Genomic DNA, 25,985 nt, shown 5'->3' with positions numbered 1-25,985 from the left:
CTCGCTCACTCGTGCTGGCTGGGCAACGAGTCGTTGCGCGCGAAACTGCCAATTCTAAGATAGTCGAATCCCCAAGTTTAGGTGTTGTAGTTCTTTGGTTTCACTGAATTAAGCTCTATGAGTTTGCACAATTCCGCGCATTGTTTTGAAATTTGGTATTGAAAATCAATCGATTGGATGGATTTTGCGGTGCTCAGCGTACTCAACGTGCTCGGCGTCCTCAATGTGCTCGCCGTACTCCCGGGAGATAGGTTTGGAAAGAGGGGGGGCAGGCCGTGGGGGGGGGGGGCGATGTTGGTATGACGAATTGTCCGAGGCGGGGTTGGTGCTGGCCAGGCTGGTTGGGCTGCTGACGGCGTTCGACGCGACCAGGGATTGGTTGCCTCAGGGTGTCGTGTCTTATTCAGCCTTGCCTTGTTGGGGGGGGGGGGCCTGCCAAATGGCCTCCATCGTGCGGGCCGCACGCCCTCACTTCGTGGTGTCGCTGGCGTAGTTGATGCCGTAGTGCTGCTCGCGATGGCAGTTCGGGCACAAGGCCGTCGCGTTCTCGACGGTATCTTCGCCGCCGTCGGCCAGGCGTCTGCGATGGTGAACCTCGAGGTATGGCTTCCCGTTTGGGCGTTGAAACGGTGCGGATTGCCCGCAGCCTTCGCATGTCCCATTGGCTCGCAGCAAGACTTCCGCGATGACGTCTGGATTCCGCCTATATGCGCGGGTCAGCACGACGATTTGTTCGGGAAGCTTGTTTGCTTTGGAGAGGCGCATTATGCGTTCAGGTGAGGGGGACGTCAGGGACTTCTGGATGGCGGCGTCCAGATTCTCCGAAGCGTCCTCGTGGACTGCCATCCCCTTCAGTACCTCAACGAATTCGTCGTGCACCAGGCGCAGCGAGGGCTCTGTGCTCTTCGCTTTTTGTTTGATATAGCGGATGTGGTCCAGGAATGTATCCAGCGCGATGAAAAGCGGTCCTGCACCTTCTTGTGAAACGTCCTGTAGGTAGAGCTTCCACGCACCGGCAGCGATTGTGGTGGCGACTCCTTTTGTGCCTCGGCGCATTGCAACGTAATTTCCGATGTAGCCACTAGCAGCGCGGGGTGACAATTGCGGATAGGCTTCAAGAAAGGCTTGCTCGGCCTGCTGTTGTTTCATAGTGTCCGCTACAACTGCTCGCGCCAATTTCATTGCTAGCAGAAATGCAGATGGTGGAGTCAGGTTTCGAGGCATGTCCGAGGTCTTCAAAGAGAGCGAAGGCTAATTTACAATCTGCCAGGATTCCACATGGACTTGTCCGACTCGTATAGAGCAATGTGGATTCCGATGTTTATAGCATGAGTGGTTTTGTGAAATTTATATAGGACTTATATGCGTCTTTTGCTTGCTCTAATATTGCCGTGGCTTCAGTTCTTCACCATTGGTCGACCTTTTGCAGGAATCATCTGCCTCCTGCTGCAGTTGACCATCATTGGTTGGATTCCTGCTGCCATTTGGTCTGTGTATGCGCTTAGTCAGTACAAGACGGACAAGAAAATCGAGCGAGCACTCGGCCGACGCTAAGTTTGCTATAGGCGTGGCGGGAGCCTCGAAGGGACGTGCGCGTAAGCCATCGCTAAACGGAGCAGCACTTCTAGCACTAAAGGATTAGCCTTTGGCGGAAGTGTTCTTTTCGGGATATCCATCCTGCGGGTGTCCTGCCGGCACACGACAATGGCGGAACTACCTACAATCTTCGCCCGCATTCGGATGCTGTTTGAGTTCGACGTCATGCCAGAAGGCGAGACATTTACCGGCAATTTCTGAAGACTCATCAGACGCGTTCTTCGGAATGCCAGCCGTCTGGCGCCTGTCCGTTGCTACAAACTAAAAATAGAGCGGTAAGCGTTGACCGCGCCGCCCGGTTGGAACATCGGCACGTCGCGGAAAAAGCACAACTTAAAAACGGGGAAATTAGATGGTGGCTAGCAAGACCGAGTCGTATTCGTACGAGGATTTTCAGCGTTTCGTCTGCGACCCGAACACCGGGCGTGCGATTGAGGCATTGAAAAAAGCGAATGATATTTTTGACATCCTGACACCATCAGAGCTCCAGCATTCACAGATGTTGCAGTGGCTACTCAACCCGCGTGAGGGGCATGGCCAAGGTGACGCCATACTTAAGGACTTCCTCATCGCTACTTGGAAGTCTGTGCAGAACTCCAACATCATCGGAAGCGCACGAAGTGGAAAGTTTTTTTCTGAGTGGACGCCCGCGCGCATCAACATGTCCGGCTTTCACGGTGCGGTGGTATTGAGCGAGTTTTCTATCACTGAGTCGCTGCGGCTTGACATCCTGGTTATCGACCCTCAGAACCAGACGCTAGTCGTCGTAGAAAACAAATACAAGTCGATTCACAACGACACGCAATTAGCCGCGTATCGTAGTGCCGTCCTTCAGATGTGCAAAAACGGAGCGTTCAAGGGATGGTCTGTTGCCTTTGTTGCGCTCGACAAGGGGCGCTCAATCGGTGTTGAAAGTGACGAGTGGAAACATTGGGTCTATCTAGACTATAGCTGGCTCGAGAGTGGTGCTCAGCGGGCCGAGACGCAAATGCAGCGTGGCAATCACTCGGCGGGCCTCGTGATTTCATATTGTCAGGGTCAACTTGATGAATATGAGTCACCGGCGGAAAAGCATTTGGACGAGATGCTGTCGAAGCTTGTCCACCAGCATGGCCCAGTACTTGACCGTCTCGCTGACCTGAGCCGGGAAGCGCTAGGGAACGGAAGGCGACTCCTGCACGGAGGCGAGAACCCTGACAATCAGATGTGGCTATTTGCACAACACTATCCGGAGCTCATAAAAAAAGTGGGGAGGCTGCGTCGTCTTTCGTATTTGAAGGCTGAGCTGGCGAAGGAGTTTCCAAGCGAGGAATTTCGGTTCTATGCGAACGACAACCTCATCGACATCTTTAACAAGCGGTGGGAGAGGTTCGTCAACGACAATGGAAGCGGCAAGACTTGGTGGCCGATTGTTGTTCGTGCTCGCCGAATTGATGTCACTTCTGTCGAGCCGAGTCGTAAGACTAAAGCAGGTGAAAGTGCCGAAGTGGCTGACGCACGCGATGACGTAAAAGGAAAATATCGTGTGTCGACGGTGTACTGCGAGTGCGATGTTGCCGAGCAGTATGCGGAAAGTGTCCACGAGTCTTTGATGTCTGGCTATGCCAACTACATCGATGGGCGAAATCGCGATGCAGCAACGCGGCGATTCAATGTCGCAATCTGTGACGAGCACTCGCTAGTGCGAGAGTTGAGTAAGCGCTGTCGGAAGCTCACGAAGGTCCTTGCAGACTGTTGACTTTTCAGTCGGGTGTGCGGAATGGCGTACAGATGTCTAATCCAGACGTGCGCTCACTTGCCGTCGGTGAGCGCACGTCTGGCGGAGTCAATCACGCTTTGAGTGACATCGTGGTGGGTTTGAACTTCGTTTATCGAACGCCACTGGCCCCAAACGTAACGGGCGTCCGCTGAATCTCCTGGGCTGCCAAGCAGGTGATAAACGCGACCAGACTGAGTGACGCCGCGCATCGATGCCACATCGAACTCGACAATGGCCGAACTGACCCTTCCCGTGAAGTCTCGCGAGTCAGCGCCAACGAAGTGGCGTGTTCCTGCGTCGACCTCAACAATCCTCCACTGCACGAGCGTCACACTAGGCTCCGCTTCGACAGACCCAAACGTCCATAGTGGCATGCTCACCTCCACGGCCCTAACCTAAACGGGCTGCCCGAGACATCTCATCTCCAATGGAATATGCCGTTGGAGTGAAAAATAATCGGACGTAAATACGTCCGTTTTATTCTAGGAAAAAATGCGGGAATAGCAAGTGGACGGCGGTCCCGTATTTCGAGCTACGAGCGGCCTGCGACGGCGGCTCGGCCGGTCGCAATCAGGTCGTCGTAATCGATATAGCGGTCAAGGCTTGGGCTGCCGAGCGCGAGGATGCACTGAAGGAATTCGGGGAGTGAAATGGTTCCTTGGCTGATGTGCGCAGCTAGGGTTTTTTCACTCAGGCTGGCGCCAAGCTCGACCATTCTTAGTGTCAGGTCGTCGACCGATAGTGCGGGATGCCTGGACAATTCAGCCGCCAGAGCCAAAGCGGCGCGGGACTCCCAGCTACCTCGGTAGGCAATTGCATCGAGCCATAATCGGGGCATCGTCGAGTGTGTGACATGCAGAATCTGGAGCAACATCGGCAGCTTCACTCGCCCTCGCGTTACGCGCAGCGCGAGTGAGCGCTCGTTCTCAATGACGCCGACGGATTGCAGTGCTGCTGCCAATTCGGCATACCCCATCCCCTTGCGTGCGAGGATGACGCGAACGACGCGCGCCGCCATATCCGCCCAACCGGTCTCGACCTGGCTCACAAGGCTCCTTGCAATCGGAAAATGTCGAACTAAACTGACGTAAAAGTCGCCGAAAAATATCTTCCCACTGCTGTAAATCTCAATTGGTACATCGTGAGAAAAGAGGGGGGTCTGGCGATTGTACTGTGCTCTGGGTTCGCGATGAGGCGAGGGGTGTTGGGGGTGACGGGGGATGAGTTATGTGACAGTCGCCGGCGCGCTGATGGCGATGCGCACGAAAGACGATGTGGGTGATGCGGAGGTGGTGGATGAAAGTTACGGACGAACAAAATCGCGCACAAATGTTGATGTGCGAAACGTTTGAGGATAAAATGTTCAGCCTAATTTAGCGTTAAATGCCGCATTTGTCAAGTGGCCACGAAGGGCGCCTGTTCCTGGTTGCCCCTTAGGCGAGAGACTAGAGTGCGCCAAATTTGAGATTCTGGAGGTGGTAGTTGTGAACCAAGCTTACAAATAAAAAAACGGGGCAAAGAGAGTACCAGTCCCTTTGCCCCGCTTCCCGGTGGTCCCCAATAGAGCCCATCCGTGCATCTCTTGCGCGCGAAGGGTCTCACATTGGGTTCGCGTTGTCAACCCATGTCTGCTCGTTTTGCAGGCTCGTGGGCGAGAACACTCGTCCCTTGATTGTGTGTGAGAACCGTATGAACACGCATTTCAGCAGCCACCGCTTCGCTGGCGCTCATCTCGCGTCTGTTGAGTTTTCCATCCTCATTGCACCCGGCCCGGGTGCCAAGTTTTTCGGGCCGAGTCGCCTTTCGTGTCAACTTGACCACGCCGGTTTTGCTGACCCGGTTGCAGGTTCGCGCATGACTGAACGTTCGCACGTCTGCGTACCTTCTTCTGTCAAATTTGGAGTCGACGGAGGGGCGATATGAGCGCTGAAGTTACCGCCGATAACGAAAACCCTGAGGCGACGTCGCTTCCAATCACATATTTCGCCGGGGTTGGTGAGAATCCTGCGCTTAGCCGTGTCCCGGTGTTTAACACGAACACCGAGCTAGCTGCGGCCATTCAATTCCTTCCAGACTTTTCGCCTGGTTCTGACATTTCAGTCGACGACCGGCTGCTGATACCCACAATCGCTCATCGCAAACTGTTTCGGGCCATTGCAACGTCTGTGGCCGGGAGTGCCAATGAGCGGGATTTGTCTACCCCCGAGTACCGGGCTAGGGTCATCAACGCGTTTCGATTGATTAATTATCGACGGGATTCGCACGGGCACAACGTCTTGAGCACAGAGGTGTGCCTTCCGAACGTGTCGACAAAGGTCCATTTTGCTGTCGTGCCAAATGGTGTTGGGCAGCGAGCTTTCATCAATGCCTGCCAGCGCGTCTTTCGAACCGAGGCCATGTTGTTCGAAGTTCCGATTGAAGGCTACGCGCGTGGCGCTCGGTTCGCGCGCATGGACACTATCGTCGTTCCATTTCCGCCAAACGGTAACGCGGAGACGTTCGGCCGCGAGCTCGTACGCCATGTCTCACACATCTTCGACTTGCGACACGTGTTACCCGTCATGAGGGACGGTGGAGTCGCAACCGCAATGCAGTCCGTGTTGCTCGCGCTGAACGTTGGCCTAGTAGTTGTCGGTCCCGTATCGCACCGGATGTCCAACGCCACGAAGGCGGCAGAGCTGTGGTCGACGCTGGGGCAAGTTGCGCGAGCAACTGGCATCCCGTTCGTCATCGTCGGAACACCCGGCGCAGCAGTGAGCCTTCTTGGGGTGGGTGATGCGGAAGCGGCGCTAACCTCCCAAGGCTCCGCCAGCATTGAGCTGTTTTCTCTCGATTCCCGCGGCTGGGACAACGCGGCGCAGTTAGTCTGGCTGAAATACTTCTGGCGCTTCGGGAAAATACCGCCGACTTGGTTCTCCGCCGCGCTGCACGCTGTGACGCTAGGGCGGATTGAGCTGACGATGAAGGTCGGGGCATACGTTGCCTCGCTTTGGACGGTCGGTGCTACGCCTCAGCTATCAAGAGACATTTTCATTGCACACGCGCACGAGGCGCTTCGATTGCAAAAGCCGATGCTGGACGCGGTCCGGAGCGCACGCGCTGGAGGCACGTTTTCTCTTGGGCGTCTCAGGTCGTACAGCGATTGGCTTCCGCTTTCTGTTGTTGTGGATTCAGTCCTTCGCCTCGATGACGGCAGCGATGTTTCACAAAAGCGTTTCGTTAAAGATACGCACAGCGTCGTCCGGGGACCGAAGGTGGACCAGACCAGTAAAACTCAGCCGGCGAGCGAGCACGCCGACGAGGCAGTCGAGGAGGCAAAGGCGTGAGCACATTCACATTCTTTCCCGCGACCGAGGGTGAGAGCGCTTGCTCTATCCTAAAAATGGTTGCTCAGACGACTCATTCGCGGGGCGTGAAAAGAGCTTACATGGTGTTCTATCGGCATGCGAGTCCTCTCGCGAATTCGTTACCGTGCAGAGCGACTCAGTTTTGCACGATAACTGAAAATTCCTACGGCCTTCCGTCGGAAGTCCTGGTGGCGCACAGTCTCGCCGAATGGAGCGCCATTGGCATGACGGCAGATTCGCGTGAGGCCCTCATGCAGTCATTGACCGATGGGCGATTTCGCACGCCATGTCCTACGTTCGATGTGCTTTGCCAATGTGGAAATCGCACCGAACTTCAGTGTCCAGAATGCGCGCAAAACGACTCTCGTCGCCTGGGGCGATTCGCAAACCGCATTGTTCATTGCATCGATTACGTCACGAGATGTGTTCATCACGATACGTTGCTCGAGTGCGCAAGTGACGGGAGCAGACTTGAGGCGCTACTCATAAGTCCTGGTTCCGATGCGGCACGCCGTAACTCTGTTGAATATGCTCGTCTGGCCACGGCGCTCTCGACTGGCAGCACAGATAGGAAATTCGCTTGGTCGGAAATCACGAACGTGCTCGCTGAGCGTAACTATCTACGTGAGTCCGGTCGCTGGAATATGGCTAGTCTTCGACGGGATTTTCAACGTTTTTTCTCGGCGGGGTTCGAAGACCCACGCCTCACGCATGTGACCAAAGATGGGGACTATGTTGAGTCTGCTCTAAGAAAAGCAGCACGAAACCGACCCGTCCATCCAGCTATGGTTGTACTGCTAGCGATGTTCGGCAATGAAGTTGAGGGGCTTCCGTCGCGAGTGAGTTCGGCACAGACGCCTGCGTCCTCTGCGATGAAAAATCGACTTGAGGTTGAGGTGCGACGCTTCGCGTGGCTCGAGAAATGTGAAAAGAGCTCGGGTGTTTCCCGGACGGAAATTCGTCGTCTTTCGCCTGCTGAGTGGAGCTGGCTGTATCGAAACGATAAGGAGTGGGTGAAGCGCAACCAGGTGCCAGCGATTTCACGCCATGGAGGAAAAAAGGTGAAGGCGCCACCTCCAGTTCTCGAACGCTCAATCGATTCAATCAGTGAAGACATTCGGCCTTCGCAGAACGGCCTAGCGCCACTTCCTTCCGCGTACCAGATGCGACTTGCTTTGGGAATGCGTGAGTACGCCTTTGTTCAAGCATGTATACAGCTCGGAGGGGCTGGGGTGAATTCGCGAGTCCCTGGTTGGAAACAAATTTTCGTCACGCAAAGGACGGAGCATGCGCTAAGTGCGTTAGGTTCGGAGACGCTCGTGCAGGCTCGAAGCACCGTTGCACGGCTGGCAAATCTGCGCCCAGAAACGCTTCAGGCTCATTCCAAGTGCTAACAGGCTGCGTGCCCAGCAATATATGCAAAATTTCAAATTGCCCTGCGCCTATTTCCCGATTGAAAAGGAAGAGTTGCTGCCGAAGTATTTTTCGAGAACCAGTGCGATTGCCCACCACGATATTTTGACGAGGGGATGGTACGCCCCAAGCGGACTTGACCGTTACATCGAGCCATTCAAAGACATCATCGGACCATTTGAGGAACTCTGCGGATACAACACGTTCTTGCCCCTGCAGTTAAGGATGACCACTCCCGAGCAAGCTGACATGATTGTTCGGCACACGCGGTACAAGTATGCCCATGGAATCATGGCGCCGCTCGGGATGAATGGTCCGAATGGTGGCAGGTTTCGAGTGCTTCCCACGATGTGCCCGGACTGCGCACAGTCTGACATCGCGTCATGCGGCACCCCCTTTTGGAACCGAGCCAACATGGTACCTGGGCTATTGTTTTGCTCGGTGCATGAGCGACCGCTTGCCGTTGCGTGCAACGAGTGTGCCGTTGACGGAGACCACAACAGGCTCGTTTGGCCTGGTCAGCACTGTGGTTGCGGACTCACGCCGCTCGACGACGTTTCCGGAATGTCAACATCTCAGCAAGAACACGAGATGGAGCTACATCGTGTTGCAAAGTTGCTGCTCAACCCGGAATACATGCGTGGCTTAACACGCGATGCAATTGGCAAGGCCGCTCAGCAGCGCAGTCGCGAATTGGGGCTTGTTGACTCCGGAGCGAAGGGTTTGGGGGGCGCACGCAATTTCTTTGCTCAGCACCGGATGGTACGGTTGCTCGAAAGGGTTGGCATAGTATCGACCGCCGGAATTGCTACGGAGCGCCTTGATGGCGCGGTTGTTTACCTCAATCCGCTACAAAGCATCGCCCTACTGATGTCTCTCTTTGACAGTTGGGGCGACGTCGAGGCGAAGGTTGCCAAAATCCAAAACGGAGGCGCTGGGCGTGTCGCCGATAGAAAGGTTTCGAAGAAAAAAAATTCCGGGGCGCGGAGCATAATCGCGAAACGACACACCGAGAAAAAGCGTACCTCGGATTTATCAGCGAACGTGCGCGAATACGTCGCCTTGAGACTTAGCCTTCCGCACTTCAATCATCACGGTCTTCATAAATTAATGGGGCACACCAGGCGATTCTTGCCTGGCAAAGAATTGCTCAGGGCCGCCGGAGTTGAATTGCCCACTGCAGATGTTGATGCGGAACGTAGCAATGTAATTGACCTGCAAATCTCGAAGCATGTGACGCAGGAAGCCATTAAATTGCGGCTGAAGTCCTGTCCCGGAATAATCACCAGAAATCGTCTTCTTGCGCATACCGTTCTTGCGCGAGACACAGGACTAATGCATCGCTTCCCACTGACAGTTGCGGCCCTCTCGGAAGCTGTCGAGAGCGCTCAAGAATGGCGAGTTCGAGTGGGGCTATCGAGTGCCAAAGCGTCAACCGAGATTCGGGCGAGAAGCAACGTTCGACGAAAACAGTCATCCGGGAGCGCGACATTGCGTGACCAACGAGTTTCTCGAGCGGCGTCCCCCTTCAACTTCGCGTTTTTCGACGACTCGCCAGGTGAGTCAGATGGGCCTCCGAACGTTGAGTGCAGGAGGCCGCCATGCGAGTAATTGCGGAACAGAATTCTTGGGGCGCCGTGCCTTTCGACGAATACGAAGAACCTCGCCGTAAACCTCGCGCATCAGGCTATCGACGTCAGCCATTCATTCGAGAGTCCTCGAATGTCGTGCCGACGGTAGCGGTCGAGCGATTGAAGGCAAGCCACTCTCCCGAGTCTGCTCAGCTAATAAAGCAGACGGATTTCAAGATTTTCGATTTGCCACGTCCGTTTGAGATGCCCCCCGGCCTGGAGCTATCGCCTTTTGATGAATACGGATGGGAAACGGGGCGCGCGTACGAATCGATATTGAAGGCGAGGCAACCTTCGTTTGCTACCCGAGTAGTTTTTCCGAGCCTCAAAGATGACCGCGTACTCCACGCCCTATCCATGGGTGAGTTCGCAATACAACTCGCGTTGATGTTCCATCCATACGTGGTCGACGTTCGTGAACAGTATCCGGTTTACGACGAAAACGCGTATCAACGGGCCCGGGCCGCCGGCAAAAATCTGAGCAGGCATCACCTTATGACGCTCGATTTGATGCTCACGTATTGGAACCCGAATTTGCGCAAGTTGCGTAATCACATCGTGAACGTCAAGCATGCCAGGCACGTTCCTGCAAAAAAGGATGACGACCGAGAAATCCGAGAGCGTGCGATTGGCGCTAGCCGAGAATCTACGTGGGAACAACTGCGCTCTGATGCGATTGAATCAAGAGAGCTCGGGAACTATGCGGCGCTGTGGTCAATGGCGAAGAGCGAGAAGGTTCGCCATTTGTACTCGCAGTCGCGGCGGATGGCCGACAACCTGATGAGCCACAGCGTTCGAGGCAGCCTGGATTCGGTGCTCGAGCGTCGGGCAAAGAGTCTCGGTATTAGCAAGAATACTGCCACGCATCTGTTTGTGTCCGCCGTGTCGTTTGGATTTGTGCACCTCGACCATTCGAAACGAGTTCACCCGCGGCGTTCTATTCCGCTTGCATTCTAAACAAACTCCTACACGCCGTTGCTTAAGCCGGCGTGCTACAGGAAAAACCTCATGAGCTCGCACAACACGCCACGGCCACCACGGGGAACTTCAATTGTTCCACCACCTCGCGTAATTACAGATGAAGCTTTCGCTAGACGCATTATTGAGAGCTACCAACGGCGCTCCTGGCCATTTGGGCTCGTCCCATTCAAATTATTTGCGCGCAAGCGAGACGACCGGCAATTCGTCTATCGAGCCGGACACTGGGACGCGCATACGCGTGGCCTCTACGTCCTCCGACTCGTATTGGGAAGTGGCACGCTCTATGGGAGTGGACATTGGGAATGTTGGAATATCGACAGTGCTGACGTCCCACTGATTGACATCTATTCCATCACCGACATTTTCACGCCGGACGAGATTCAACGGGAGTCCGCGCCAATTTCTGCCTCATGTCTAGTTGGTATTGACCGACGTAAGGCAATCGTGAAAGCTTTCACTGAGGTCACAGTGAGCTATGACGGAACGGAGACTGACATGTTCAATCCGTTCATCTTGAGTAGCCCAAATGCGAGGTCTGAAGCGCTCCGCCACGTCTATGAGGGCATGGGCCAGAAACCTGGCTATCAATCCACAATCCTAGAGTACTTTCACAGATATTGGGCCTACGGCGGATGCGCTCGAGCATTGATTCGGCGAACACCAATGCAGGGCGGACCCGGGGTGCGGCGGATAGCGGTGAACATCCAGCGACCAGGTCCGAGAACTCGGACAGAGAAAATCGCCGACGACAACACCGAGTTTTTGGGCGCGCCGCGGTTGAAGCGAAAAACTCATGTCCGTCCGGCGGACTTCAAAAAATTCGTCGAGGCTGTTGAGAAATACTACGTCGGAGAACAGAAGACGCTCATCAACACATACAGTGCGTTGTTGTGCGACCAGTACGGTAAGTACCCACCGCACCTCATCCCAACCTTTGCGCGGTTTCACTACCACGTCAACAAATACATCATCAAGGAGACCGACGCTAGGAGCAGGCGATTGGGACGCCGACTGTCGGATATGTGTTTGTCAGCAAAGTCCAAGCAGGCAACCCATCTGACCTTGGACATGAATCTCGAAATCGCCGACATTGACGGCTTCGTTGCTAAGATTCCCGTGGGCGCTCTCATTGCCGGAAAGATTGAGCTCGTCTTCGTGACTATCATATTCGCGGTTTCACGCCGTACTGGTGCTGTTGTCGGCTATGAGATAGCAATGGATGGCGAAAATAATGAATCGTTCAGGCGATGCATTGCATCCATTTACGTTGACAAGACACGGCGGGCACGTGAGCTCGGCCTTCGTGATACGCGCGACTTGTTGCACGGGGCTATCGACGGCATTTTCGTTGACAACGGTGCCGGTGCCAGCGAAAAAGTTGTGGAGGCCGCATGCAATGAGTCGAACCTAATTATGTACGTCGCTCCGCCAGCTAGGGGAGACAAGAAGGGAACCGGTGAGAGCCTGAATGGCATCATGGTGCGGCTGATGGCCGAAGCGCGGGGGGGCTTCACACGGCAGCGGGACCTACTTTCGCAGGACCTTCGAAAACGCGCAGAGACGGAAGAACCAATCACCGTAGAACAACTGGAAGAGTTGCTCCTGGTGGCAATTCAACACGTCAATCGATTTTCCAAGAGGCGTACTCTGCGCAGCGAATTCATGCGTCAGAACGGCTGCCACGACATCAATCCGACTGCACTATGGACCTATCACCAAACGCGAAGCATCGGCGACCAAAAGATGGAACTTTCCGAGCAGGAGGCCTGGGAGAGATTTATCCCTTGGAAATCCGGCAGGGTACGTGGCGGAAAGCTTCAGTGGCTTCGCATGCGGTGGAGGTCCGATGAGCTCGATTATCAATACGAACAATTCCTACGCTCCAGGTCTAGTAAGGCTGAACAGATGTTCATCGAATTCAAGCAAGTTGGAACTCACGCCAACACGCTTTTGTGGCGGGACAATCATGGCAACCGTGGTGAACTTGGCCTTGTTCCGCAAGACGCACTGATGGTCGAACATGTAACCTGGAAGGCGCTTGAACTGCGTAACTGGGATGATGCCGCACTGGCTATTAGGGATGAGGTTAAGACGGGTAGGCATCGCCACCGAGTCAACACCGTCACCAACAAGATGCAAGATAAGTTGGATGACCACCATCAGCGCTCGAACAAAACCTCCGAAACTGTGCTCGCAGGAAAATCGGTTCGCGACGCTCGCAAGAACGCTAAGAGAAGTCAGGATGCTAGGCGCTTCGCTCCAACTAACGCCGACACCACCAATCTGGACGAGGCGCGCGATGCGTTCGAGGTCGCTCAGTCAAGTGTCATCCTTGCAAACGACGGCACCGTAATCATCGAGTCGGATTTCGACGACGAGTACGACAGCATATTGGCATCCCAGTTGTTCACCGCGTCGGTACAACGTCACTCATAGTCGTCGCGGCACGGTTTGCGGAGCCGGCCCGCCCGTGCCTTTTGGTGCTATATGCTCGCTTTCATATTCTCGATATCGCTGGTTGAGGTTCCTGTTTGAACCTGGCGCATCCCGAGCTTCGGCTCTCGTCCTTCGAAACTGAACCTGGCCAAACCCGGCGAGCGCACGCTTAAGGAAAACTATTAGAACTTCGCGGGCTCATCAGGCTATCGCGGCCGACGCACGTGTTCTCTTGGCGTAGGCGTGCATGTCTTGCGCCTGATGGTATGTAGTGATTTGATTTCCTTGGGATTTATGAATTGCTTAAGGAAAACTAATAGCGTTAAGGAAAACTATTGAAAGATGTCACAAGACGGTGAGAGAAGATTCCCTGTCGCATTCTCGATGACAGCGCGCTTCAGATGCGCCAACGCTGGTGGAATATCTGGCGTTGCCGCGTGCAGACAGAGTTCGACTGACGGCAGGGGAGGAAGGCCTGATTCCTTGCCCAGTCGTTTGAGCGTCGACGGAAGCCCAGCCGCCGTTCTCAACGTGATACCCAAACCCGCCGCCACCCCTGACCAAAGACTCTGAAGGCTGGCCGTCGTATAGGCCAATCGCCACGAAATATTGGCGTTGTCGAGGGCTTCGATGCCTGCGCGGCGGAAGAAGCACGGCGGGTGATAGAGCGCTAAATCCAGTGGTGCGCCGGGGTGCAGAACAATGTCTGTCTCCGCTGGACCGATCCATGTCATCGGGAGCGTCGCGAGCGGTTCAGCGTCGGCACGATTTTCATAGCCCATCGCCAGCACAAGGTCGAGCTCTCCGCGATCTAGCCGCTCCAGCAGCAAGCCGTTTCGCTCCACCGCAACTTCCACGCGCACGCCCGGATGGGTTTTCTTGAACTGTCCCAACGCCTTGGGCAGCCAACTCTCCGCAAAATCTCCCGGCAAACCGAAGCGCACGATGCCTTCGATCGACGCGCCGCGCACCGCGTGCACCGCTTCGTCGTTGAGATCCAAAATGCGATGCGCGTAGGAAAGAATCAGTTCACCCGACTCCGTCAGCACCACGCCGCGCCCCTGCCTGCGAAACAACGCCATGCCGACTTGTTCCTCGAGCTTGCGCATTTGCTGACTCACCGCCGATTGCGACCGGCCAATCCGCTCAGCCGCGCGATTCAAACTGCCAAGTTGTTGCGCAATAAACAGCGTGCGCAACGCATCCATATCGAGATTGGGTACAGACATGATTCAGTAATTCTGAAGTGTCGATGGCGAATTATCGCATCCACTGAACATTCATATCTTTAGTATCGATGTCAGCGATTCAGCTCGATTCGCACGAATTCTCAATCCACGAACCGCATTAGCGAGGCGAACACGGTATGAATGGGCAGACGATTTTTAAACAGGGAATCTTGGGGACCTTCCTCGCCGCCTGCGCGGTGACGTCGCACGCGGTTCCGGCGGACTCCGCAGCAGCGGGGCGCTCGCTCGCCGGGACTTGGACACTAGTCGCCGCCGATGTTCAGCACCCCGACGGTACGCGTACCCGCGACTACGGGGCGGCTCCGAAGGGCGTGCTGTTCATCGACGCCGAAGGTCACTACTCGCTACAAATCTTCAAGTCGGAACGGGCCAAATTTGCGTCAGGCGACAAGAGTGCCGCGACGCCCGACGAGTACAAGTCCGCCGTCATGGGCTCCAGTACACACTTCGGCACGCTCAGCATCGACCCGGCTGCGGGAACGCTGACCTTTCATATTCAAAACGCTTCGTTTCCCAACTGGGAGGGGGAGCAGCAGATGCGCAATTACGCACTCAAAGGCCGCGAGTTGAGCTATCGCGTCACACCCCGCCCGAATGGCGATGTGCCGATTTCGGTGTGGCAACGCCTCGACTAGGCTTACGTCGCCGACCACACCGCAAGTTCGTAACCATCCGGGTCGAGGAAATGGAAGCGCCGTCCACCCGGAAATTCGAATACCGCGCGGCTGATCGCGGCACCCGCGGCTTCAATGCGCTGCTGGGTCTGCGCGAGGTCGTCGGCGTAGAGAATAACCAACGGACCACCGGGGCGGACCGCTTCGCCAGTCGTGAAGCCACCGGTGAGGCGGCCATCGGTGAACTCGGTGTACGCCGGTCCGTAGTCGGTGAATGTCCAATCGAATACGCTGCCGTAGAAACGCTTGCTTCGTTCAATGTCGCCGACGTTGAACTCGATGTTGTCGATTTGTCGGTCTTTGCCTCGAATGCCCATAGTTGTCCTTTTTCCAATTCCTCTACCCAAAGCGGCAGGGGAATTCATGCCGATTTCATCTCGATGCGGTACAACGTAGCCCTTTGCCGAAGCGCTACCCACACCGAGGAGCTGTATGACGTTGGCCGTACTGATGGTAATTGCAGCACTCGCGTATTTCTTGCGAGCGATCAAGTGGCGGCGTACCAGCGTAACGCTATTTGCCGCGTGCGCCATCCTCTTCCTTGCGATAGGGGGCGGCGTGGTGCCGAAGTGGATGCTCGGCTCGTTGCAATCGCGTTATGCCGCTAAGCCAGCGATGGCTTGGGGTGAGCACAATGTCATCGTGCTGTTAGGGGCGGGAACGCAACGGGTTGCCGGGGTCGATGGCGTGGAGCCAGGGTCGTTTTCGTACCCCCGCTTCGTGGCGGCCGTCGAGCAATATCATGCGTGTCGGCAAGCCAAACCGAATTGCGTGATTCTCGTGAGCGGCGGCGATGCGAGAAAGACTGGCCAGTCGGAAGCGGCCGTGTATCAAGACGCCCTCATTCGAATGGGCATTCCCGTGGCCGATATCCGGCAGGAACCGAAGAGCATGAACACTTGGCAGAACGCCCAGTTCACTGCCGATCTGCTGAAGGCGTTTGGCGCGGATCGCGTCGTGATCGTCTCGTCCGGTTTTCACCTGGAACGCGGGGCGCTCTACTTCTCGCACTTCGGTGTGAAGGCGACGCTGGTGCGCGGTGATTATCTGCAAGCCACCTCGTCGCTCATGCCAACGGCTTACAACTTCACGCTCACCGATCTTGCGCTGCATGAATACATCGGCATCGCGCGCTATCACGCCTACAACGCGTTGGGCTGGAACCCGGAGCGCACGCAACCCGGACAAGCTTGATGTCGGCGCGATTGCACCGCTGCGACTCGGGACTCGGGACTGGGGACTGCGCGTGAGAGATCAATACGTGTGATCCGCAATCACGCGAGCCACCGTTTGCAACGCCTGCGATAACGCCGGAATTGCGACGGAGCCTAGCGCGAGGCGAATCGCGTGGGGCATCTGCGGCGACGTCGCAAACGGCTCCGCGGTCGAGACCGCGATGTTCTCATGCATGAGCGCCGTGGCGATGGTGTCGGCCCGCACTTCGTTCGGCAGCGGTAGCCAGACGAAGTACGAGGCCGGATGGCCCACGCGCGTTAGATCGCCCAGCAAATCAGCCGCGAGTGACTGGCGCATCGCGGCATCTCGTCGCTTCTCAGCTTCCAATCGCGTCACCGTGCCGTCTTCGGCCCACGCGCACGCGATGGCGGTCATCATCGCAGGGGTATTCCACGTGGTCGCGCGAATGGTGCGTTCGAGCTTCGGCACCCACGCCACGGGCGCGATGAGAAAGCCAACGCGAAGCCCCGTCGCCACACTCTTGGAAAAGCTCGAGACGTAGACCGTTCTTTCCGGCGCGAGCGCGGCCAACGGCGGTGGCGCATCGTCGGCGAGATACGCATACGCCGCATCTTCGATCAACATCAAATCGTGTTGCCGAGCGATAGCGACTAAGGCCTCGCGCCGCGCTGCGCTCGTCACCCAGCCCAATGGGTTGTGCAGCGTCGGCATGGTGTACACCGCGCGCACACGACGTTGTCTGCACAACGCTGCCAAGGCGTCGAGATCCGGGCCATGGCCCGCGGCGGGAATGGGCGCTAGCTCCAATCGGCAAGCTTCCGCCACCAGCTTGAACCCGGGATAGGTGAGGGCGTCCACCGCAACAACGTCGCCGGGTTCAAGCAGCGCCAGTGTCGTGGTCGCCAAACCATGTTGCCCGCCACTCACGACCAAAACGGATTCCGGCGAGGCGCTAATGCCACGCTGACCCACATGACGCGCCACGATCTCCCGTTCATGCTCGCGCCCGCTATGCGGTTGATATCGCAACAGCGCGTCCACGTCGCCGCCAGCCGCCAACTGGCGCAACGCCGTGCGCAACAGGCCCGCTTGCTCCGGCAACGTCGGGGCATTGAAGCTCAGATCGACACGTTCGGTACTCCAGCCATACAGGTAGCTGCCTTGCGCACTTGGTAACGCCTCGCGCACGAAAGTGCCGCGTCCGGCCTCGCCGCTCACCAAGCCCATCGCTTGTAATTCCGCATAGACCCGCGTCGCGGTGACGAGCGCCAATCCCTCGCGCGCCGCGAGCTCACGGTGCGTGGGCAGACGCGTGCCCGGGCGCAGGCGTTGGGTGCGAATGTCGTCGGCCAGTCGATCGACCAACGCCTTGTAGCGCGATTGCGGCATGGGAAAGTGTATCCATGACAATTATTTGATTGTCATGATTATCGGTTCTACGATGCCGCAATACAACGTCGTCACTACCGAGGCCCCCCATGCGTCCCACCCACGTCGCCATTCTGACTTTTGAAGGTTTCAACGAACTCGACTCGCTCATCGCCCTTGGCATTCTCAACCGCGTGAAACGGCTGGGATGGCGTGTGTCGATTGCGAGCCCGACGCCGAAGGTGCGTTCGATGAACGGGGTAGTGATCGAAGCGCAGGCGTCGCTGGAGGAAGCCTGCGAGGCCGACGCCGTGCTGGTGGGCAGCGGCATGCTCACCCGCGATGTGGTCGCCGATGCGGCGCTGATGTCGCGTTTGAAGCTCGATCCGGCGCGTCAGTTGATCGGGGCGCAGTGTTCGGGGACGCTCGTGCTCGCCAAGCTGGGGCTGTTGGACGGCGTGGCGGCGTGCACCGATCTCACGACGAAACCATGGGTGCAGGAGGCGGGCGTCCAAGTGCTGGAGCGTCCATTCACGGCGAAGGGCAACGTCGCAACTTCCGGTGGATGTCTCGCCTCGCAGTATCTGGCGGCTTGGTGCATTGCCCGTCTGGAGGGCTTCGAAGCGGCGCGCAGCGCCATCCATTACGTGGCGCCGGTGGGCGAGAAAACTGAATACGTTACGCGCGCGATGGCAAACATCACGCCGTATCTGACGGACACACCCGAAATGACGCGGGTGGCCTGATCGGCTAATGGCATTCGCGCTGAGGGAGGACTGCACGGGCGCTACCTAAGCGCCGCGTGCATTTTAGGCAAGCAACAACTCAGGCGGTGCGGCGCACCAGACGCAAACCGCTTGCGATGCACCCCGCCGCAGAGAACGCGGCACCCCACGCGAGGGCCAGCGTGGAGCCGTGCGTACCAACGAGTCCGAAGGCGAGCGCGACGAGTGCCGCACCTGTGGCTTGGCCGAGCAATCGCGACGTGCCGACCATGCCGCTCGCGCCGCCGCTACGCTCGGGCGGTGCGCTGTGCATGAACGCCTTGAGGTTAGGCGATTGGAAGAACCCGAAACCCAGACCGCACAAGGCCATGCGCCAGCTGATGTCCCAGACCTCGGCATGTGCTGGCATCAAGGCGAGCAACGTCATGCCAGCGCTCAGCATCGCGAGACCGATGGCCCCCAGCGCACCGGCCGGATACCGATCCGACAGTCGGCCCGCCACCGGCGCAATGGCTGCGACGAAGAACGGCCACGGCGTCATCAGAAAGCCAGTCTCGATCGGGCTGCGATGCAAGACGTTCTCGAAATAGAACGGCAGCGACACCAGCCCTAGCCCCTGCGTCGCGAACGCGCAAATGGCCGTCACGGTCGACAGTGCAAACGCGGGCAAGCGCAGCAAATCGACCGGCAGCATCGGCGCACGATGGCCGCGCTCGCGACGAATCAACGCCCAGCCGCAGAGCACGGCACCCGCGAAACAGGCCAGCGTCAGACGCCAGTCAGCCTGTTGCGCGCTTTGTCCCAATGCGAAGATCAGCAGAGAGAACGTGACGACGTTGAGCAGTGCCGCAACCATGTCCGGCTTATGTTCGCTACGCGGCGTGTCCGGCAGATTGCGACGCCCGAACGCGAGCGCGAGCAGGCCCGTCGGCACGTTGATCAGGAACAGCCACGGCCAGTTGCCGACCGACAACACCAGCGACGCGATGGTCGGCCCGATGGCGAACGAGATCCCCACGATGAGCGCGTTCAGCCCCACACCACGCCCGAGTTGATGCGGCGGATACAGGAATCGGATGAGCGCGATGTTCACGCTCATCACCGCCGCTGCACCGATGCCTTGCAAGACGCGCGCGCCAGCAAGAAAGCCGAGCGACGGCGACAGCGCGCACAGCACCGACGAAATCAGAAAGACCGCGACGCCGGCCATGAACACACGCTTGTGGCCGACGCGCTCGCCCAGCGACGCGAACGGCAGCAACGTCGCCACCATCGCCAACTGATAAGCGTTGACGATCCATACGGAGGCCGACGGCGTGGTGTTCAGATCGATGGCCATCTGCGGCAACGCCGTGTTGCAGATGGCGGTGTCGAGACTGGCCAGCGAGACGGCGAGCAAAATCGCCGTCATGGCCAGGCCGCGGCCGGTGGTCGGTGGTTCGTGCGTCTGGGCAGCGCCGGTGACAGCAGGCGCTGTGCGGGCGCTCGCCGCCGAAGTGTCGGCGGCAGGGGGCAGCGATGACATGACGGATCAGCCCTCGGCCAGAATTTGGCGGATGGCCTGTTCGAACACTTCCGGCGGCTGACCGCCGCTCACGAGATGGCGATTGTTGAAGATGATCGCAGGCACCGAACGGATGCCCAAGTTCTGATAGTGGCGCTCCAGCGCCCGCACTTGCTCGGCGTATTCGTCCGTCGAGAGAATCTCGCGCGCGCGGGCGGGGTCGAGCCCGGCCAGCGTCACGGCTTCGATCAGCACTTCCGGGTCGCTCGTGCGTTTGCCGTCGGCAAAGTACGCACGGAACAAGGCTTCCTTGAGCGCGAGCTGCTTGTCGTTACCGACGGTTTGGGCCCAGTGCAGCAAACGGTGCGCATCGAACGTGTTGTAGGCGTGCGTGCGCAAATCCATGCGCATCGGAAAGCCTTCTGCCTGTGCCCGTGCACTGATGTTGGCTTGGTTCTGCGCGAGTTGCTCGGGCGACAGACCGTACTTGCGCGACATGTAGTCGGCCAGCGCTACGCCTTCAACCGGCATATCGGGGTTGAGCTCGAACGGGCTGAAGTGGAGGTCGACGTTGACCTCGTCGCCCAGACGGCCGAGGGCGGTCTTCAGGGAGGCAAGGCCGATGGCGCACCAGGGGCACGCGACGTCGGAGACAAAGTCGATATTGAGGGTGGCTGGCATGGGCTGAGCGCGCCGTGGCGGCGCGTGCAATGAAAAACGCGCCGCCTTGGCGCGACGCAACATCGCAATCGTCGCACAAATCGCCGGATCGCGCCGGGACGTGCCGCGCGCCGTAACGCGGGTTCGCGGTGCGAAACAGGGCGCGCAGCGCGACGCCCGTCGGCTTACGGTTTGGGCGGCACCATCCGCTGCTGTTGGCGGTTGAGCGACTCGATCATGATCTTGGCCGCGTCGCCCCAGTTCTGCATCCCCCCGCCAGCCCCTTGTCCGCGTATCGCACGCACGTGGGCAAGATCGAGCCGTGCGCGCGTGTAGTCCTGCGACGCGGCCCGGGCAAACCACTTTTCCGCCTCCGCATAGTCGCGCTGCACGGCTTTGCCTTCAAAGTAGGCTTCGCCCAATAGCGTCTGGGCGATCGGATAGCCCATGTCCGCCGCGCGGCGGTAGAACGTCATGGCCGACTTGCGGTCCGCCGGGACGCCATAGCCTTCCTCGTAAATCATGCCCAGCGTGGTGAGGGCGGCCGGATCGGCCTTGCGGGCGCGCAGGGTGACGATGTCGTTGCGATCGGCGCGCTGTGCCGCGGTGGTCAGTCGGTACTCGGCGTCGTCCCATGCGTTGGCGCGCTGGACTTGCGTGCCGTCGTTGGACGGACCACCAACGCTATTCGGTGCACCGCGCACGGTGGCCGCCTGCGGCACGCTATGTGCAGTCACCGGGTTAGAAGCCACGAGATATTGCGCCGCGAGCGGTACGTCGCCAATCAGGCCGCTGGCAATCCACGGGCGTTGATGGCCGCCGGTGAGCTCGGTCACTTGTTGCTGCGTGAGTTCGAGGGCGTGCTTGATCGTGGCACCCGGGGCCTTCACGTTCATGGCGAGGTAGTAGGCGAACGGGCTGTTGTCGATGGCTTGGCCGAACGTGCGCATCGAGTCGTAAGCCGCGGCCTGATCGGCCGTCGAGAAGGCGATCAGCTCGCCCTGACCGACTTTCTCGGGTTTGAGCCCCGGGCCGGTCGCGCCGCGCGACGGCACCCGGCAAGCATCGATCAACGCGATAAACGACGCGGGCGACGACGCCATCACCTTCATGCGCACGGCGGCCAAACGCGAGGCGCGCTCAAGCAAGAGCTTGCGAGTCATGGCGGCCACCGGCACCCCCGCGTGCACGGGCACGAGAAAGTTGTCCCCGCCCGACTCGAAACCGTGACCGGCGTAATAGAGCACGGCCACCTGTGCGCCACGTGCGCGCTGGGCGAGCCAGTCGGTCGACGCGTTGAATTCTTCCAGCGTGAGGTCTTGTGCAACCTTCGTCTCGAAGCCGAGCTGGCGGAATGCTTCACCGATGAGTTTGGCGTCGCCTGCGGGCGAGACGAGCCTGTCGCCGCCGTCGTACCCGCTGTTGCCGACGACGAGCGCCACCTTGCGCGCGGGAGCAGGGGCGGAAGCCGGGGCGGCGCTCGACGCCGTTGCGAGCGTCATCGCACAGAGGAGGGCGAACAACCAACGGAGCAGTGAAGCAGGCGTCATGGTGTGTAGCTAATGGGTGAAGCAACGAAACCTGGTGAGGCGAGACATCCGCAGCGAGTGCATGAGGATACCCATACAAACGCGGTATGCAATCACGAAATCGCGCGCACGCCTACCTGTACTTTCTGACAGATGTTGCATGTCGCAGACACCGGTACGATCCCTCGCGGGCATGGGCTCGCGCGCGCTGGTCGGTTTCGTCATGCTGCGGCGCGATCATTTATGCGAGAATGCGCCGCTCAGGATGCCGAAGCGTGCGACGTCGTGACGGAACGACGTCATGGCGCGGTCATCGATATCCTGCCGGGGAGGATTCGCACGACAGGTGGCGACATTTCGAGACGTTCATGGCGTTCGCAAGGTTCGATCTCGAATGGCATCGCACTGCGTGGGGATCTGGCACACAGAAAAAGACGACCAGATAACAAGAATGAATCGACTTGCAGGCGGGTGGCACGCCCTCGTCGCGATGCGGCGTGCTCGCGTCATGGCCCTTGGCGCCGTGGCGATTTCTCTGGGGTTGGGCGGCTGCGCCGTCACCCGCAATCAAAACGGCAACATGACGTACGGGTTCGACGAGGCCAGTGTTTTTGGCACGACCGTCGACACGTTCAAACTCGCCGATGGCTCCGAAGGGGTGTTGCGACGTAGCAACGGCAAGTACACCGTCAAGCTCGAACGCTACATGCGCGTGCTGCCGTTAGGCAACGCGATGACTGCGAGGCTCGTGCGCTCGGAGACGATCGGCGACCGCTCTGTTGTGGTGTTCGAAACGCAAGAGAACAACTGCCCGTTCAAATACGTGCTGTACGCCATTCAGGGCAGCGATGTGCTCGGCTGGACCTTCGGCAATTGTCAGGATCGGCCGCGTGCCGACCTGGTCGACAACGGCCGCGCACTCGTGTTCGATTTCCCCGGCAATGGCCGCCTCGTGCGCCACACGTATATGGATAGCCGCCTGCTTCAGTCGGCGATTCCGGTGCCGCCGGGTGTCGATATTCGCCGCAAGCCGTTCGCCGATGGATCGCTCAAGGCCATCGACGATCCGGCCGACGCTAACCGCTTCGCGCCGCTGCCGCCGCAAAACGCCAATACCAATGCGACGCGTCCGGCCGCATCGAACCCGCCGAAGCGCCGTCAGAAGACGCCCGCACCGACGCAGGCGCCAGCGCCGACCGCACCCGCCGCACCAACGACAGCGAGCAATTCGCCGCCGAGCAGTTCGTCGGGAGGCCGCACCATTCCGGCGCCGCCCGCCGGACCCGTCACGTCGAACTCGCTTTCGTTCGCCACTGAAGAAGTCAAACCCGTTCGCGTCGACCTTCGGAACTGATCGTGCGCAATACTTTGCTCAAGCAGACGGCGTTTCTGATCGCCGTCACCGTGGTGTATCTGATTTTCGAACTGGGCTTCAACGGGCGGTTGCTCGACGTGGTGGGCGGGGCGGCAACGCCCGACGACGTGCATCACATCGAGTACTTCGGCCGTACGCTCTCGGGCATTGCGGCGGCGCTCGTGGTGTTGCAGCTCATGCTCACGCGCCGTGCCAAAGGCGGGCAGGGCAAGCCGTCGTATCGCACCGTCGTGATCGCGTGTGCCGTGACGATCGTGGTGGTCTTCCTCGCGATCAAGACGCTGGTCGACGTGCTGGTGAACACACGCGACGCGCAGTTCCGTCGTACGGCGGCGAACACCGTGCTGATGCAGCGCTCGCTAGTCGATGGTCGCTTGCAACTCGATGGTCTCGGTGTGGGCGACGGCGGATTCGCGCGTCCGGAAGGCAAGGCGTTTCTCGCGCTATTCCCGGTAATGGCAGTCTCCGTCGAGCGTCTCGACGAGAAGACGCGCGCCGTCAAGACCACGCTTGTGCGCGACAAGGTGCGCCGCGAGATGGGCGGGGTGCAGTCGTACTACGACAAGTACACCGACGGCATGAAGCGGTTGCGCAAGGACTGGAACAAATACGCGGCCGTGATTTCGGATGGCGACCCCGATCTGTTGCAGGAGCAGCAAAAGGCGTGGAACGACTATCGCTCGCGCTTGAGCCGTCGCGGCTGGCAGCCGGAGACGGTGCCGTTCTACGCGCGCGGCAAGGTGTCGGCGAGTGTGCGGCGCGATCTGCCTGCGCTGCCTTCGAACTGGCGTCCGGACGACATGGTCAACTTCTATCGCGCGGTAGGCGTGAAGTACCGCCAGCAAGCGGCACGTCGTGTGCAGTCGGTGGAAGTGGGCGGCGAGACGATTCCGCCGGGCTTGTCGTATGAGGCTTTTGTGGCGCGCCGTGGTGTGCAGAACAAGCTGCGCGAAGAAATGCACTTGCCCGCGACGGCCGTCGTGCAGGCGAGCTACACGAGTGCGGCGTCGTTCGAGCAATTGTTCGATCAGGCCGTCGATGAAGAAACCCGCAAGATGATGGTGCAGCTCGACGCGCCGGCCAGCGACTACGCCGACGGCGGCAAGTGGGCCAAGGAAGGCCTCGATGCCACGCGCGCGGCAATCGTGCCTGCGGTGGCGTTGTTCTTCTCGCTGCTGGGCGCCATCGGGCACTTCTCGAAATTGCTGTTCCTCTCGGCGAAGGGCGTGATGCTCTCGCGTGCCGGTGACGACGGGAAGCTGAGCAAGCGCGCATCGCGCGCGACGCTCGTGGTGTTGTTCTCGGGGTTGATTGGCGTGTGGGCCGCGTTCTCGTTCTCGTCGAACGCGATCACGCGCAGCGATCTGTTCCACCAGATGATGGCGTGGTCGAGCGGTGGCACGACGGGCGGTCATTTGCTTACCAACATCGCTCACGTCGTGGTGGTGGGGCAGGGATACGGGTATCCGCTCAACGAAGCGATTCGGCAAGACGTGCTGATGGGCTTCAAATACGGCTATGACCCGCAGGCTGCCACGGCAAAGAAGTCGATGTAAGGACGCACACGTGATGATGAAACCCTTCGTTTTGCCGCGTGTGCGGCGCATTGCTGCGGCGGCGCTTGCGGTCACCTTCGGCACGTTCGCCATGGTTGGGCCGGTGTCGGCCGCGTGTCTGGGCATGCAAATTCATGCACATCGCGGCTCGGTCACCGCGCCGGAGAATTCCGCCCGTGCCTTGCAGACGGGTTATGCCGGTGCGTGGGACGGTGTCGAGACCGACATGCAGCAACTGAGTGATGGCACATGGGTGCTGCATCACGACATGCAGACGGGCCGCTCGGTACTCGCCGGTGCGCCGCGCCCGGTCTCGCAGCTCACGCAGGCCGACTGGCGCAGCGCGCGCATGACGCTCAACGGCCGCCCCACCAACGAGCCGCCGCCGTTCCTCTCTGACGTGCTCGCCATTGCCAACACCTTCCCCGGCAAGACGCTAAATGCCGAGATCAAGGAAGTGGTCAGCAACTGCACGCCGATTCAAGGGCTGGTCGCGCAGATGAAACAGGGCGTGCCCCACGGCAATTGGTTTCTCACGTCCGGGCTGTTGCAGAATCTGCGCTGCGCCCGCACGGCAGACCGGCAAGGGTATATGGGGCTGATCGTGTTCGATGGGCGTAACGCCGAAGCCGTAGGCTCGAACAAGCTCACGAAATTCGTCGCGAAACATGCGAAGGCGCCGGTACTCAATCGTGCATGGATGGATCATCTCGTCGCGCAGCTCGGCTTGCCTGCGGGCGTGCACGTCGACGCGCGCACGATGGACGCGAATCCGTATTTGCTCGATGACGCCGCCGAGACTCGGTTGGCCGTATTTGCTTATGCCGTGCAGGGCGATGAGGCGCTCGCCGAAGCGATCGGACATGCCAAGGCGCGCACGGGCAAGCTGCCCAGCGGTGCGGTGATCGACGGCGATGCCCAAGCCTTCTGCCGCCGGGTGACGCAGGTGATCGGGCAGCGTTGAAACGCATCAGCGGGAACGGG

21 protein-coding genes are annotated in these 25,985 nt (G+C 58.9%); 13 read left to right on the top strand and 8 right to left on the bottom strand.

The features are described 5' to 3' along the window. Positions 1-468: 468 nt before the first annotated feature. Positions 469-1,149, bottom strand: coding sequence for an HNH endonuclease (locus ACPWR9_RS15720; protein WP_426299046.1), 681 nt, complete (start codon positions 1,147-1,149; stop codon positions 469-471). Positions 1,150-1,362: 213 nt separating this feature from the next. Here ACPWR9_RS15720 and ACPWR9_RS15715 point away from each other — a divergent pair, with 213 nt between their 5' ends. Together ACPWR9_RS15715 and ACPWR9_RS15710 are read left to right on the top strand one after the other, a co-directional pair. Continuing rightward, complete coding sequence (locus tag ACPWR9_RS15715; protein WP_426299044.1) at positions 1,363-1,554, top strand: YqaE/Pmp3 family membrane protein; 192 nt, start codon at positions 1,363-1,365, stop codon at positions 1,552-1,554. Between the two features lie 394 nt (positions 1,555-1,948). Further along, positions 1,949-3,334 carry a PD-(D/E)XK nuclease family protein gene (locus tag ACPWR9_RS15710; RefSeq protein ID WP_426299042.1) on the top strand — a complete coding sequence of 462 codons (1,386 nt, stop codon included), beginning with the start codon at positions 1,949-1,951 and terminating at the stop codon, positions 3,332-3,334. Between the two features lie 553 nt (positions 3,335-3,887). Here ACPWR9_RS15710 and ACPWR9_RS15705 read toward each other — a convergent pair. Then, a complete protein-coding gene (locus ACPWR9_RS15705) occupies positions 3,888-4,403 on the bottom strand; it encodes a DUF6471 domain-containing protein (RefSeq protein WP_426299040.1) in 516 nt (171 codons plus the stop codon). An 871-nt stretch (positions 4,404-5,274) separates the two neighbouring features. On the opposite strand from ACPWR9_RS15705, the gene ACPWR9_RS15700 reads away from it, so the two are divergent. The 5 genes from ACPWR9_RS15700 (at position 5,275) to ACPWR9_RS15680 (ending at position 13,163) form a co-directional block, all read left to right on the top strand. Next, positions 5,275-6,681: a hypothetical protein gene (locus tag ACPWR9_RS15700; protein WP_426299038.1), complete on the top strand. Its 1,407-nt coding sequence runs from the start codon at positions 5,275-5,277 to the stop codon at positions 6,679-6,681. Positions 6,682-6,737: 56 nt separating this feature from the next. Then, positions 6,738-8,096, top strand: coding sequence for a TnsD family Tn7-like transposition protein (locus ACPWR9_RS15695; protein ID WP_426299380.1), 1,359 nt, complete (start codon positions 6,738-6,740; stop codon positions 8,094-8,096). Positions 8,097-8,118: 22 nt separating this feature from the next. Then, complete coding sequence (locus tag ACPWR9_RS15690) at positions 8,119-9,726, top strand: hypothetical protein (protein ID WP_426299036.1); 1,608 nt, start codon at positions 8,119-8,121, stop codon at positions 9,724-9,726. Continuing rightward, positions 9,717-10,703: a hypothetical protein gene (locus ACPWR9_RS15685; RefSeq protein WP_426299034.1), complete on the top strand. Its 987-nt coding sequence runs from the start codon at positions 9,717-9,719 to the stop codon at positions 10,701-10,703. The genes ACPWR9_RS15690 and ACPWR9_RS15685 overlap by 10 nt, the downstream gene beginning before the upstream one ends. A gap of 519 nt (positions 10,704-11,222) precedes the next feature. Beyond that, positions 11,223-13,163: a hypothetical protein gene (locus ACPWR9_RS15680; RefSeq protein WP_426299032.1), complete on the top strand. Its 1,941-nt coding sequence runs from the start codon at positions 11,223-11,225 to the stop codon at positions 13,161-13,163. Positions 13,164-13,495: 332 nt separating this feature from the next. On the opposite strand, the gene ACPWR9_RS15675 is transcribed toward ACPWR9_RS15680, so the two are convergent. Next, positions 13,496-14,392 (bottom strand): LysR substrate-binding domain-containing protein, encoded by an 897-nt coding sequence (locus ACPWR9_RS15675; RefSeq protein WP_426299030.1) that lies wholly within the window; start codon positions 14,390-14,392, stop codon positions 13,496-13,498. Positions 14,393-14,529: 137 nt separating this feature from the next. Between ACPWR9_RS15675 and ACPWR9_RS15670 the strand changes: the two genes are divergently transcribed. Next, the gene (locus tag ACPWR9_RS15670; protein ID WP_426299028.1) at positions 14,530-15,048 is read left to right on the top strand and encodes a lipocalin-like domain-containing protein; all 519 of its coding nucleotides are present in this window, start codon (positions 14,530-14,532) and stop codon (positions 15,046-15,048) included. Positions 15,049-15,050: 2 nt separating this feature from the next. Here ACPWR9_RS15670 and ACPWR9_RS15665 read toward each other — a convergent pair whose 3' ends face one another. Beyond that, on the bottom strand, positions 15,051-15,404 hold the full coding sequence (locus ACPWR9_RS15665) for a VOC family protein (protein WP_426299026.1): 354 nt from the start codon (positions 15,402-15,404) through the stop codon (positions 15,051-15,053). A gap of 115 nt (positions 15,405-15,519) precedes the next feature. Between ACPWR9_RS15665 and ACPWR9_RS15660 the strand changes: the two genes are divergently transcribed. Continuing rightward, positions 15,520-16,281, top strand: a complete 762-nt coding sequence (locus ACPWR9_RS15660; RefSeq protein ID WP_426299024.1) for a YdcF family protein — start codon at positions 15,520-15,522, stop codon at positions 16,279-16,281. Between the two features lie 60 nt (positions 16,282-16,341). Here ACPWR9_RS15660 and ACPWR9_RS15655 read toward each other — a convergent pair whose 3' ends face one another. Further along, entirely contained in the window at positions 16,342-17,673 is a 1,332-nt protein-coding gene (locus ACPWR9_RS15655; RefSeq protein ID WP_426299022.1) for a PLP-dependent aminotransferase family protein, read from the bottom strand. A gap of 89 nt (positions 17,674-17,762) precedes the next feature. On the opposite strand from ACPWR9_RS15655, the gene ACPWR9_RS15650 reads away from it, so the two are divergent. Next, positions 17,763-18,398 (top strand): DJ-1/PfpI family protein, encoded by a 636-nt coding sequence (locus ACPWR9_RS15650; protein ID WP_426299020.1) that lies wholly within the window; start codon positions 17,763-17,765, stop codon positions 18,396-18,398. A 79-nt stretch (positions 18,399-18,477) separates the two neighbouring features. Here the strand turns inward: ACPWR9_RS15650 and ACPWR9_RS15645 are convergent, their stop codons facing one another. The 3 genes from ACPWR9_RS15645 to ACPWR9_RS15635 form a co-directional block, all read right to left on the bottom strand. Continuing rightward, the gene (locus ACPWR9_RS15645; RefSeq protein ID WP_426299018.1) at positions 18,478-19,902 is read right to left on the bottom strand and encodes an MFS transporter; all 1,425 of its coding nucleotides are present in this window, start codon (positions 19,900-19,902) and stop codon (positions 18,478-18,480) included. Between the two features lie 6 nt (positions 19,903-19,908). Next, on the bottom strand, positions 19,909-20,562 hold the full coding sequence (locus ACPWR9_RS15640; RefSeq protein WP_426299016.1) for a DsbA family oxidoreductase: 654 nt from the start codon (positions 20,560-20,562) through the stop codon (positions 19,909-19,911). A gap of 164 nt (positions 20,563-20,726) precedes the next feature. Next, positions 20,727-22,091 (bottom strand): caspase family protein, encoded by a 1,365-nt coding sequence (locus ACPWR9_RS15635; protein WP_426299014.1) that lies wholly within the window; start codon positions 22,089-22,091, stop codon positions 20,727-20,729. A 430-nt stretch (positions 22,092-22,521) separates the two neighbouring features. On the opposite strand from ACPWR9_RS15635, the gene ACPWR9_RS15630 reads away from it, so the two are divergent. The 3 genes from ACPWR9_RS15630 to ACPWR9_RS15620 are packed head-to-tail and all read left to right on the top strand — an operon-like array spanning position 22,522 to position 25,965. Then, the gene (locus tag ACPWR9_RS15630) at positions 22,522-23,424 is read left to right on the top strand and encodes a hypothetical protein (protein WP_426299012.1); all 903 of its coding nucleotides are present in this window, start codon (positions 22,522-22,524) and stop codon (positions 23,422-23,424) included. A gap of 2 nt (positions 23,425-23,426) precedes the next feature. Next, positions 23,427-25,001 (top strand): hypothetical protein, encoded by a 1,575-nt coding sequence (locus ACPWR9_RS15625; RefSeq protein ID WP_426299010.1) that lies wholly within the window; start codon positions 23,427-23,429, stop codon positions 24,999-25,001. A 13-nt stretch (positions 25,002-25,014) separates the two neighbouring features. After that, positions 25,015-25,965, top strand: a complete 951-nt coding sequence (locus ACPWR9_RS15620; RefSeq protein WP_426299008.1) for a glycerophosphodiester phosphodiesterase — start codon at positions 25,015-25,017, stop codon at positions 25,963-25,965. Positions 25,966-25,985 lie beyond the last annotated feature (20 nt).

The organism is Pandoraea pneumonica, from assembly GCF_049918595.1.
GTDB lineage: Bacteria > Pseudomonadota > Gammaproteobacteria > Burkholderiales > Burkholderiaceae > Pandoraea > Pandoraea pneumonica_A.
The sequence above is the reverse complement of the archived record's forward strand: the minus strand, read 5'-3'. Positions and strand labels throughout refer to the sequence as shown.